Annotated in this window: 7 protein-coding genes; 5 read left to right on the top strand and 2 right to left on the bottom strand. The window is 69.9% G+C overall.

The window, feature by feature from the left end:
- Window positions 1-6: 6 nt before the first annotated feature.
- Together ACFYT4_RS32665 and ACFYT4_RS32660 are read right to left on the bottom strand one after the other, a co-directional pair.
- Entirely contained in the window at window positions 7-2991 is a 2985-nt protein-coding gene (locus ACFYT4_RS32665) for a DEAD/DEAH box helicase (RefSeq protein ID WP_389277355.1), read from the bottom strand.
- A 65-nt stretch (window positions 2992-3056) separates the two neighbouring features.
- Entirely contained in the window at window positions 3057-4370 is a 1314-nt protein-coding gene (locus ACFYT4_RS32660) for a protein kinase (protein ID WP_389277352.1), read from the bottom strand.
- Window positions 4371-4968: 598 nt separating this feature from the next.
- On the opposite strand from ACFYT4_RS32660, the gene ACFYT4_RS32655 reads away from it, so the two are divergent.
- The 5 genes from ACFYT4_RS32655 (at window position 4969) to ACFYT4_RS32635 (ending at window position 12211) form a co-directional block, all read left to right on the top strand.
- Window positions 4969-5184, top strand: coding sequence for a hypothetical protein (locus ACFYT4_RS32655; protein WP_389277349.1), 216 nt, complete (start codon window positions 4969-4971; stop codon window positions 5182-5184).
- A gap of 118 nt (window positions 5185-5302) precedes the next feature.
- Entirely contained in the window at window positions 5303-5434 is a 132-nt protein-coding gene (locus ACFYT4_RS32650) for a hypothetical protein (protein ID WP_389277392.1), read from the top strand.
- A 621-nt stretch (window positions 5435-6055) separates the two neighbouring features.
- A complete protein-coding gene (locus ACFYT4_RS32645) occupies window positions 6056-10750 on the top strand; it encodes a SpaA isopeptide-forming pilin-related protein (RefSeq protein WP_389277346.1) in 4695 nt (1564 codons plus the stop codon).
- Window positions 10751-10933: 183 nt separating this feature from the next.
- The gene (locus tag ACFYT4_RS32640) at window positions 10934-11464 is read left to right on the top strand and encodes a helix-turn-helix domain-containing protein (RefSeq protein WP_389277343.1); all 531 of its coding nucleotides are present in this window, start codon (window positions 10934-10936) and stop codon (window positions 11462-11464) included.
- A gap of 429 nt (window positions 11465-11893) precedes the next feature.
- Window positions 11894-12211 (top strand): BBE domain-containing protein, encoded by a 318-nt coding sequence (locus ACFYT4_RS32635; RefSeq protein WP_389277341.1) that lies wholly within the window; start codon window positions 11894-11896, stop codon window positions 12209-12211.
- Window positions 12212-12320: the final 109 nt, after the last annotated feature.

Raw genomic sequence — 12320 nt, 5'->3', positions numbered from 1 at the left:
CTCTTCTCACAGGGCGGCGGGCGCGGCGGGCAGGGGCGCGGGCGCGGCGGGTGGGGCGTCGGGGTCGGGGAGCAGGACCGCGAGGACCCGCAGCATCGGGCGCTGCCCGGTGGTCAGCAGGTCGTCGGCGAGGTCGGCCAGCCGCTTCTTGGTGTGCTCGCCGGAGAGGGTGGGCTGCTCCCACTCGCCGAGCCGCAGCTTGTACCGGGCGATCGACTCGCGCAGCGGCAGGTCCCAGGCGTCGCGGTGCTTCTCCATGAAGGACTCGGCGGCGGTCAGCACTTCGGGAACGGCTGCCCTCAGCGGGGCTGGGTCGCGGTAGCGGAGCTTGTTCGCCATGGAGGGGCCGACCCCTGAGCGGCGCAGCAGGGTGACCATGTCCGCGTCCACGGCCCCGCTCCGGGTCACCCCCATCCACTTCACGACGGTGGGCCTGCCAAGGCTGTTCGAGTACACGCCCTGGACGAGGAACGTGGGCTCCGCGACATTCGCGGTGATCATCGGGGCTTCCTGGCGGCCGAGGCGGACCAGCACCTTGTCCGTCAGCCATTCGACGACCGGGTGCAGGTCGGTCAGGAGCGAGATCTCCGGCCAGCTCGATGTGGAGTCCGCCTCGCGGGCGCGCTGGAGCGAATGCTGGGCGAGCCGCCGGTTGAAGGTGACGAGCAGGCGTTCACGCAAGCCCTGTTCCCGCAGGTAGTCCACGGGAAGTGCCTTGAGCCGGTGGAGCAGGTCGGCGGGGGGACGGAACGACAACAGACCCGACTGGTCGTCGCGGTCCAGGTCCAGCCGGTCGCCGGCGTCCGGGAACACCTCGCGCAGGGCCTCGTCCAGGAAGTGGGCGGTCGAGTCGAAGAGGCGGGGCAGTACGGCGCCGTCCGGGCCCGTGCCGCTCCCCCGGCTCGTACCGCTCGCGGGCGCCTGAGCCGCGGACGCGTCCGACGGGCTCGCCTCCGGGGCACCATCCGAGGTTTCCGCGTCCGCGGCCGGCTGTTCGCCGACCGAGCCGAAGAAGTCCGCGAGGAAGTCGTCCATCGCGCCCGCGTCCGCTTCCGACCGGCGGGCGTCCAGGGACTCGTCCACGGTCGCGCCGCGCAACAGGTCCTGGACGAGGGACTTCTCCTCGGCCTCCGCGCGGTAGAGACCGGTGACGGCCTCGGCGGTGCCGAGCGAGCGGTGTGCCTGGTCCTCGCGGTCCAGGAGGCGTTCGGCGACCAGGGTGTCGTCCTTGGCGCCCTCGGCCGAGCTGGTCAGGATCAACGCGCGGAACTGCGGCTGATGGGCCTGCCCGTAGCGGTCGATACGGCCGTTGCGCTGCTCGATGCGGATCAGCGACCAGGGAACGTCGTAGTGGACGAGCTGGTGGCACTGGCGGTGCAGGTTGACGCCTTCGGAGGCCACATCGCCGGTCAGCAGGACCCGTACCGGGGTGCCGGCGAGCCCGAACTCCTCCACGACGGCCATCTGCTGTTCGTCGGAGAGTCCGCCGTGCATGACGCGGACGCAGTCCCGTGCGGTACGGCCCCGGAAACCGAGGGCGGTGGGCAGGACACCGGCGAGCCATTCCAGGGTCTGGACGCGCTCGGAGAAGACGACGACCCGGGTGTCCGAGGAGGGGCCGACGCCGATGCCCTTCAGCTGCTCCACGAGTGCGCCGAACTTCGCCGAATCCGCCTCGGTCATGTCCGCGGCCAGCTCCGTCAGACGGGCCAGGGCGGAGAGTTCCGCCGCCGTGCCCCGGGGGTCGTCCTTCCTCTCCAGGGTCTTGGTGCGAGCGGCGACGGTGGCCTTGAAGGCCGCGTGGGAGGAGAGGAACGACTTCAGGAGCGTGTACGGGAAGAGGGGGACCGAGCTGACGGAGGCGCCGCCGTCGTGCGGCAGCCAGACCGCGGCGAGTTCCTCGAAGATCTTCTCCTCGGTGGGGGTGGCCGGGCAGTGCACCGCCTGGGACGGGCCCCGGTCCGCCCACTGCCCCTTCATCTGCTCGCGGACCTCGGTGCTGATCTTCGTACGCCGGATGAAGAGGTGTTCGATGTCCTCGGCCCGGTAGTTCTCCGGGTCGCGGATCGCGGCCGGGTCCAGCAGATCGATCAGCTCGGCGAACGACTTCGCGTCGCCGTTGTGCGGGGTCGCGGAGGCGAGGATCAGGGCGTCGGTGCGGGGGGCGAGGGTCCGGGCGAGCTGATTGCGGAGCGAGCCGCGGTTGATCAGGTTGTGCGACTCGTCGATGACGACCGCGTCCCAGCGGATCTGCTCCAGATGATGCTTGTACTGGTCGGTGTTCTTGAGGGTGTCGATGGAGACGATCACGCGTCTGAAGAAGGTGAACGGATTCCGTCCCGCGGGGATCTCCCGCTGGATCCGTTCGATGCCGACCGAGTCCAGCCGTACCAGCGGAATCGAGAACCTCGTCCACAACTCGTGCTGGAACTGCTCCAGTACGTGCTGAGGCGTGACGACGAGGATCCGCTCCCCCCGGCCACGGCGGATCAGCTCGGCGAGGGTGAGGCCGATCTCCAGGGTCTTGCCCAGGCCCACCACATCCGCGATCAGGAGCCGGGGGCGCAGATTGGCGCCCGAGAGGGCCAGCTCGGCGGGCCGACGCTGATACGGCAGCGGATCCAGCAGGAACGAGTCCGCGAGGGCCAGGCGGCGCTCCGACTGGGGCAGCGCGGTACGGCGCAGGACGGCTTCCAGGAACAGACGCGAGCGGCGGTGGTTCGGGGAGTCGTCCGCGATCAGCCGGGTGTCGCGGGGGTCGATCAGTTCGATCGTGTCCAGCTCCGTGAAGAACACGGCCTCCTGGTCGCGGACGAAGTCGGAGACTCCGACCACTTCCACCCGGGCGCCGTCGTCCGTGGTCAGCACCGAACTCCTGACCAGCCACACCTCGTCGCGGACCAGGACCTGGGCGCCCGCCGGGAACTGCCCCTGCCGCGGCTCGTCCGACACGTCGCCGTTCTGCTCGGAACTGGTCTGGACGACGGTCACCCGTGGCCTCCTGGGGCGTTTCGTGGCGGATGGTGCACGTCCTCGATTATCACGGGTCCGCTCCTTCAGAACGGCGCGGAGGCCGCGTACGTCTCACGCAGCCGCTGGGCGGTGATCCGGGCCTGCGCGGAGTGGCGGGGGCGCCGGGTGCGGGCCTTGGCCGGGGGAACGGGCGCCGGGGGGACGGCCGGGTCCCGGCCGGTGCCGGGGGCCGGCTCCGGGAGGACGTCCGTACCGCGGGTCCCGGACTCCGGCAGGGGGCCGTCGGCGAGCGTGGGGACCCGGTCGGGGCCGGTGGGAGGCACGCCGCGGGTTGCGCCAGGTCCGGGGGTGAGGTCGGGGGCGGGGTCGGTCGCCGTGGGAGGCAGCCTGCGTGTTGTCCCGGGTTCGGGTTCGGCAGTCGTGGGCGGTGCCGTTGCCGTCCCCGCCGGCACACCGGTGGGAGGGAGAGGCGCGGTCGGCGCCTCGGCCGCGGACAGCAGACTGTCCGGTATCCGCGCGGGCGCGGCCGTGTGACTCGTGAGACGGCGCCGCGCCTGGGCGACCTTGAAGCCCTGCGCCTCGATCAGCGCGCGGCACTGCCGCACGACGTCGTCGAGGGCGGGCCGGTCCTGGGCCCGGTGCGCCAGCATCGCCGTCAGCAGGGGCACCAGCTCGTCCGGTGCCCCCGACAGGTCCGGAGCCGTCGCCGGGTCGATGACCTGGTGGAACAGGACATGGATGTTGGTCGCCTGGTAGGGAAGGTGGCCGGAGGCGGCGAACAGCAGCACGGCGCCGAGCGCGTACACGTCGACGGCCGGCGTCAGCGGCTTCTCCCCGCCCGCCTGCTCCGGCGGCATGCAGGACGGGGTGCCGACCACGGTGTTGGGCGCGGTGAGGGACACGCTCGACTCGGCGAAGACCGCGAGGCCGAAGTCGATGATCTTCGGACCGTTGGGGCCGAGGAGCACATTGGCGGGCTTGAGGTCGCGGTGCAGCAGTCCCTGCTTGTGGACCGTCGCGAGCGCCTCGGCAAGAGTCGCTCCGAGCGAGGCCGTGAGCAGGGAGGGAAGCGGTCCGTGGCTCGCCACATGCCGGCTCAGGTCGAGTCCCTCGATGTACTCGGTGGCCAGCCATGGCCGGTCGGCTTCCGGGTCGGCGTCCAGGAGTGCCGCGATCCGGGCACCCCAGATCGTCTTGAGGATCTCCACTTCCTGGGCGAAGCGCTGCCGTGTCTCGGAATCGACGACGGAAGGCTTGATCACTTTGACCGCGGCGGGCTCACCGCCAGGGGACTCCCCCAGGTACACCTGCCCCATGCCGCCGTGCCCGATACGACCGAGCAGCTCGTAGCCGCCCAGCTCGGTGGGATCGTGTGGGCTGAGTGGTGCGATGTGCACGAGCTGCCTTTCCACTCGGGCGGGGCGTCATCGGGGCAGACTTCTGTGTCTGGGCGACAGCGCACACGGTATCCACCCGGAGCCCGGTTGCGTACCTGCCGGCGGGGAAGCCCTCGGGTACCCGCGACCGGTTCAGCCGAGGTCCCGCCTGCGTTCGGCGAGGCAGTGGAGCCGGATCTCGTACGCCCCGCGGGCCTCGCGGATCGACTCGACGGCGAACGCCTCCCCCGCGAACCGACGTCGGCCGCCTGCCGAACCACGTGGACCATGTGGTCTGCCGCCCGGCCGGGCCGCTCGGCATGGGCGTCCCTCAGCCGCGGTGCCCGTTCCTCTTCGCGGGCGGCCATGGCCATCAGGTCCTCGAAACCGGTCTCCTCGCTGTAGGCAGAGGGGAGACCGGGCAGGTCGGACGTCGTGCCCTCCTTTCCGTTGAGGGCACCGTCCTCGCACAGACTGCGGGAGAAGCTGCTCGCGGAAGGGGCGATACGCGAGACCACCACCTGGCCCGGGTGGCTCGAAGTGGTGGTGGACGTCGAGTGCAATTCGCCTCCGCCGCGGGAGAAATTCTTGTGGGTCGCAGCTGCAACGGATGGCTTGAGTGGAAGACCGAGGACGGCCGGCCCCGCAGGTCGTCGCCGGCAACGGCGACGAGGCACTGCAAGCGCTGGACAGCGGACGGGGCGCAGGAGCAAAGGTGCTCCTGCGCCCCGTCGACGGCGAGCGCTTCCGCGTGTACCTGGAGGGCGTTGCCGGTGAAGGCCGCCCCCTGATCCCTACACCTCTTGAACTGCCCGGATTTCCCGGGCGCCGGTAGCTCCCGCCTCAAGAAGTTCTGCCGTACCCAACCAATCCGGCCAGCCAGGATCTGTCCTGCTCGCGCGTCCGAAGGACGGAGCGACACCACCCGGGCGGGAGTTCACACCGTGGTGCAAGTGGGGGCCTCAATTCGCCCCCGGACGGAGTTCGACCGAGGAGGCCACTTCGCCGCGATGGAAGAGCCCGACCTGCTCATCGGCGACCTCCGAGCCTTCTTCCGCGGCCTGCGCGACGCAACCCCGTCCTGACGGGATGAGCACCGGCCGCATTGCACTGCGGGCAAGCCGACACCGAGTGTGTCAATTCAACGGCCCCGTCTCACATCCGATGGTGACGAATCATGAGCTTCGGGCACCGTTTCCTCGCAGAGACTGCGGCTGATGCTCTGACCTTGATGTCCGAGCGGGCGAAAGTGCCTCGGGACCACTGGCCCCCTCGCGCCGAACTCTCACGACCACATACCAAGCCGATCGGTCGATCCCGGAGCGCGACCGCTGCGGGGCGCAGACCTGCGGCTATGTGATCGCTGTTCTGTCCGTCGCCGTCACGACTTTCCGTCACCACCGGATGTGAGACAGGGTCGTTGATTGGACAATCCCCCGAATGTCCGCCGTACGGGTGACATTTCTGCGCTCCGCTGTGCGATTGGCGACCAGTGGGGTGGATCGATCCATAACTTGACCCCGAGTGCTCGCCAGATCACTCAGGTCAGGGTCCCACTTCGAGGAGAGGGGCACGTTCTGTGGTCGTGCTCTGGTCCAGGGGCAGGGGCGAACAAGGGGAGAGGGGCCTCGATGCGTAGGGCCACGCGCGCCTCCGGGCGGCGCTTCTGGACGATGTCCCGCCGAAGAGGGCGAGATTGTCTGCGCATGATGTCGAGATCGGTGCTCGCGTTGCTGATCGCTGCGCCGGTTCTCTTTGTCCACACGCCGGCACAGGCAGCCGGCGGCACGCTGAACGTCTCGGTGGAGGCGGTCCCGGAGACGGTGCGGTCCGGTCAGGGCGCGTCGTTCCGGGTGCAGTGGACGTGTAGCGGCAGCGGTACGTGCGACAACGCGACGATCTCGGTTCCGGTGCCGACGGCGCAGGCGTCGTCGGACGCGTTCCCCGATGGAGTTCCGCTGGCGGTGACGAGCCAGAGCTCGCTCCAGATCAACGGGGCTGTCGTGCCCGGGGCGGCCACGATCACCGGCACCGCCCCGGACCAGACGCTCGTGTGGACGTTCCCGGCGACCGTGGCGACCGGTACCTCTGACACGGTGTCCTTCACGCTCACCCCGCCGAACTCGGTCACGCCCGACGGGGCGACGATCACCCCGGAGGTGACCTTCGCAGCCACCGGCACGGCGTCGGTCACGGATTCGGCGACCACGACCGTGACCTCAGATATCTCGCTGAAGGTCACCAAGGTCAAGTCCGATCCGACCAGCGTCCCGTACGTGAATCAGCAGGTGACCTACTCGATCCTGGTGGGCTACGACTCCCAGTTCCCCACGGGCACTCCTGACCAGTATGCCCGCACGATGGCGAATGTCTGTGCCGGGCTCGGAACCCAGGCGCTTGAGAACCTCACCGTGGTCGACACTCTTCCCGCCGGGGCGCAGTTCGTGAGCGCCACGCACGGCGGCGTGTACGACTCGGCGACGAACACCATCACCTGGAGCCTCGGCTCCTCGATCAACGACACCCCGCCCTACACCTGCAAGCCGTACTCCGTCAGCACGAACTGGACGGGCGCGCCGCTGAAGGCGACCCTCGTCTACCCCGACGGAGAGTTCAGCGCCGACCCGGACCCGAGCGCGGTCACGAACTCGGTCGTGGCCACCGCGAACGCCTGGGGCCAGTCCTCCGAAACGCTCTCTTCGGACGGCTCCGCCTCGCACGCCCTCCGCGAGGGTTCCGCCGGTGCGAGCGTCGAGAAGAGGCCCGGCTACGACTGGGCGATCGGAAATCCGCTCTACCGCACCGTGCACACCCAGAACAACAGCATCTACTCCCTGAGCGCGACCTCGGCAGAGCCGACCGCGGGCCGGTGGACGTTCACCGACATGATGCCGTGCGGGCTGACCTCGCCGACCGGTGAGAACGACATCGACTGCGCCACCCCCGCGTTCGTGGATCTGCAGTTCTCCGCGGACAGGTATCTTCCCGCGTTTCAGGTGAACTGGACGACGAACGCCGGCAGCACCGGATCGTGCGCGATCGCCGCGGGCACGTCGATGAGCGACACCGCCAAGCGCTACTGCGACGGCACCAACGGCTCCACGCCCACCCCGGTGCCCGCGGGTGAGTGGATCACGAAGATCGAGGTGGACACCGCGATTCCCGCGTTCGGTGGCGGCAGCTTCTTCATCCACGGCCGTGTCTCCGAGGACGTGCCGTTCAGCAACGTCGACACGGTGTACACCAACCCGGACCTCGACGTGGACCGCTCCGACGTCCACCCTTGGTATGTCACGGTGGAGAACTGCCCGGTCGAGAACGTGATCACCTTCGAAGGCGGACGCCAGTACCTTCCGTTCGAACCGCAGACGGCGGACAGCGCCGCCGGTATCTGCGGCTACCGGCAGGTCATGACCAACCCGTTCACGCTGCGACCGGTCAAGTCGATGTACGATCCCGCGATCCCCGAGGGCTCCCGCCCCGCGACCCCCGCGGTGCAGACCGGCGACCGTCTCACCGTCGATCTCGCGATGACCCGGTCACAATGGAACGCGGAGCAAGCAGTTCTCGACGCGTCGACCTTCACCCCGACCGTGACCGAGTACCTCCCGGCCGCGCTCACCATGGTCGATGACTCGCTCCAGGTCGCGGGAGACTCGACGTTCGCGGCCGCGCTCGGCGAACCGGACGTCGCCGTCGAGACGGTCGACTACCTGGGTGAGCAGCGGCAACGGGTCACGGTGACGTTCCCGGACGCCGAGATCACCTCGAACGCGACCCTGGGCCGGACCGCCTATGTGCGGTTCCAGGTTCGCGTCAAGCAGGGTGTCCCCGCGGGCGCCTACACGAACAACTACCTGCTCACCGGTGCCGAAGGCGGGCCGGGCGTGCACGACACCTACCTGCAGTGCGGGCTCGGGACAATGGTCGACGCCGCCCTGCGGCCGACCACGGACCGCGCGGCCGCCATCGGGTGCCTGGCCTCCGCGAACTTCAACGTCCTCCCCGTTTCCGGCGTGAACACGAGCAAGACGGTGCAGGGCACCTACGACGCCAAGGCGATCGGCGCCCCCGGTGTCGGAAACACCGACCTGTCCGGCGAGGCCGAGTACACCATCCGTGTCGCGAACTCGGGATCGGTGGACATCCGCAACGTGGTCGCCTACGACATGCTGCCCCGGACCGGTGACTCCCTGATCCTCCCCGGCGCCCAAGGCACCCGGGGCTCGGCGTTCCCGGTGTACCTGACCGGACCGGTCACTGCGCCCGCGGGCGCGACCCTGCGGTACTCCACCAGCGCCAACCCGTGCCGCGGCGACCTCGCCGGCACCGGCGGCGGCGCCGTGGCCAGCGCACCCGCCGGCTGCGAGAACGACTGGGCGGCCACGCCGCCCGGCGGCGACTACGAAGCGGTCACCGCCCTGCGCATCGACTTCGGGACCCGCGTCTTCGCCCCTGGAGACGCCGAGAACACCGTTCTCGCCGTCAAGGCCGCAGGCCCGAACACGACCGCAAGCGCCGACCTCGACGGCATCGCGTGGAACAACACCGCCATCGCCGGTGTCGAAGCATCGTCGGGAAGGCCGGTCCTGCCGACCGAGGCATCCGCCGTCGGGCTGCGGCTCCTGCCGGACGTCGCCTGGCAGAAGACCGACAGCCGCACCGGGGACCTGCTCGCGGGCTCCGAGTGGACCCTCACCCCGGTGCTCAAGGAAGGCGAGGAGATGCCCGGCGGATGGCCCCTGACGATCACAGACTGCGCCGACGCGCCGTGTTCGGGCGCCGATCAGGACCCGGCGGCCGGACAGTTCCGCCTGGCCGGTATCCCGTGGGGCGAGTACACGCTCACCGAGACCAGGACACCGTCCGGACATCTGCCCCTCAAGGACCCGATCAAGGTGAACGTCGATCCCGCTGACGTCGACCGCGGCACCTACCTGTTCGACCTGGGGAAGATCGAGAACGACCCGCGTCAGGGCAAGTGGACCCTGTCGAAGACCTCGGACCCGGCATCCGGCACCACCGTGAACGCCGGGGACACGATCACCTACACCCTGACCGTGGCCAACGACTCGGAGTACCCGGTCCACGACATCGCGTTGACCGACAACCTGAGCGACGTCCTCGACGACGCCACGTTCGGCTCCTTCACCGACGACGACGGCCGGGCGGCCCGGGCGTCGGATGACACGATCACCTGGAACGTGGACGAATTGGCCCCCGGCGCCACACGCACGGTCACCTACACCGTGACGGTGCTGCCGGACGGGCAACGAGGGGACAACCGCCTGGGCAACGTCCTCGCTCCCACCGGCACGACCGACCCCGACTGTGAGGACGAGCGCGTCTCCTGCACCGAGCACCCAATCCCGGAGATCGTCGACACCAAGTCGGTCAACCCCGCCTCCGGAACCCCCGTGGTCCCCGGCCGGGAACTGACCTACTCGCTGACGTTCACCAACACCGGCGCAGCCACCGGCGCCGTGGACAAGGCCGACGACCTCACCCACGTACTCGACGACGCCACCGTGACCAGCGAACCGGTCGCCTCCGACGACGCCCTCACGGTGTCCAGGGACGGCAACCGGATCCGCATCACTGGTGAGCTCAAGCCCAAGCAGACCGTCACGGTGTCCTACACCGTCAAGGTCAACCCGACCGGCAAGCGCGGCGACAACGTGCTCGCGAACTACCTGCTCGCCCCCTCACAGAAGCCGCCCACCGAGCCGGTGTGCGAGCCGGGCAAGGGGAAACTGCCCGACTGCACCACCAACCCCGTCGGAGACATCGCCCCGGCCAAGTCGGTCGACCCCAAGTCGGGCACGCCCGTCGACGACGGGCAGGTCCTCACCTACACCCTGTCGTTCACCAACACCGGACGCGGACCGGCCCCGGTCGACTACACCGACCCCCTCGCCGGTGTGCTCGACGACGCCGCATGGGTTGGAAGCGTCACCGCCAGTGACGGGCTCACCGTGACCGGACCAGCCGGAAGCACCCTGCTCATCACCGGCACGGTCGCACCCGACCAGACCGCGACCGTGACCTACCAGGTCAAGGTCAAAGCCCATGGCAACCAGGGTGACCACAAACTCCGGAACTTCCTCACCCTCACCGGTCAGAAACCGCCCGCCGAGTGCGTCACGGGCAACCCCCTGTGCACCGAGAACCCGACCGACCCGCCGGCTACGCCGGAACCCGAGCGGCCGGCTGCGCCGGAATCCGAGCGGCCGGGTGGGTTCCTGCCCAACACCGGTGCCCAGATCACGGCCACCGTACTCGCCGCAGCCCTGCTGCTCGGGTTCGGCGGCTGGATGGTCATGCGCAGCCGACGCCGCCAACCCGGTGACGGTGCCGCCGGTGCCAGTCAGGAGGGCGCCACCAACGACGACCTGTTCTGACATGCGGCCCCAGGCCTCACTCTTGGGTGGGGCCTGGGGCAGAGGGTTCACGCGTGCCGTCCCCACTCGCCGCGGTGGACACCGGTGTTCCTCATCGCCGGGGCCTCGGCCTCTGCCAGCCCCCCTCCTCATCTTTCTCGACGTCCCTGATGGGCCGGGGGTGTTGTCTGTATCCCGTGATGTATGAGGTATGCGGACGGGGGCGGGCCGACCCCTGCGGGACGCCGGCGCCGAGAGGCAGTGCGGATGCGGGCGGCCGAGTTGTTCGAGCAGAGGATCAAGCCGTCGGAAGTGGCGCGGCGTCTGCGGGTGAGCCGGAAGTCGGCTTACCCGTGGCACGAGTTGTGGCGTGATGGCGGTGTGCGGGCTCTGGCCTCTCGCGGCCCGGGCGGGTCGCGGTGCCGTCTGTCCCCGCGCTGTCTGGAAAGCCTACGCACAGGAGGACCCTGCGGGCCCTGGTCACCACGGTCGTGGCCAGGGCCGTCGGCGTGCGTCGTGCGGCGGAGACGGCCGTCCGCCACGATGATGCCGGCCTCACCGGAGGCGATGGCCCGGGCAGCGGTGGGGGCCGCTTCCCGACCCGAGGCGCAGAGCGGTTACGGGGTGGCGCCGGGGCCGGAGTCCGGCAGTCCCGGCCGGGAGCGCCGTGATCCTGGCCGCATCGCGGTCGTCCCCGCCTGCCTGGTGGGCTCCCCGGTAGACGTCGTCGATTGACGGCACCCCAACCGGCACGGCCTGGACCGAGTGGCTGGCGAACCCGGGCGATCCGAGCGGGCAGCCTCCGGGTATCACGGCGCCTACACCCGGTTCACGGCCGTGGAGCCGCTGCCCGAGGCGCGGAACTACCTGATCGACACCGCAGACGACCTCAACCTGCCGGTCGCAGCGTTCCCCTTCCCGCCGGATCATCTGATGCGCCGCACTGTGCCGGACCGGGAGGCGACGGCGGCAGGCGGCCGGGACGCCGTGTACGCGTCCGCGGCTGGGATCGCGGCCAACGGGGATCGGTACCAGGCGGTCGATGGTGTGGGCTCTCCACATCGCTGTTGCCGTAGCAGCCGAGCAGGGTGGCCGGCTGGTTGTCGGCGGTGATCAGGACGATGTTGGGTGGCGTACCGGTCATGCGGTACCTCGCGGATGGTCGTGGGCGGACGGACTCGGCGGGCGGTTCACGGCACCACCGGCTCGGGACGGTCTTCGGCGGCATCGGCGTCCAGTGCCCGGCAGGCGTCCGGGCGTCGCCGGCGCAGCCAGAGGGCACGGCCCGCGCCGAGCGACGTCACGGAGGGCCGCTTCCGCGCGCTCCTGCGCAACTACGGCGCGTTCCACAAGGAGCACAGCGCTCCCGACTCGCCGTACGCGGGCCAGGGCTACGCCCGGCCGCAGCAGGTGAAGCGGCGCTACGACCCGGGCGACGTCTTCCGCCACGCTCAGTCCGTACGCCTGCCGGACGCGGGATGAGCGCCACGTCACGAGGCTATCCGAATGGGTCTCATTCCCCTCTCGTATGAGAGCTGACGTGCGCTCCGTGCCTGTGTTCAATCAGGTTCATCGCATCCGAGTCGAACAC

This window comes from Streptomyces sp. NPDC004609 (assembly GCF_042873655.1).
GTDB lineage: Bacteria > Actinomycetota > Actinomycetes > Streptomycetales > Streptomycetaceae > Streptomyces.
The sequence above is the reverse complement of the archived record's forward strand: the minus strand, read 5'-3'. Positions and strand labels throughout refer to the sequence as shown.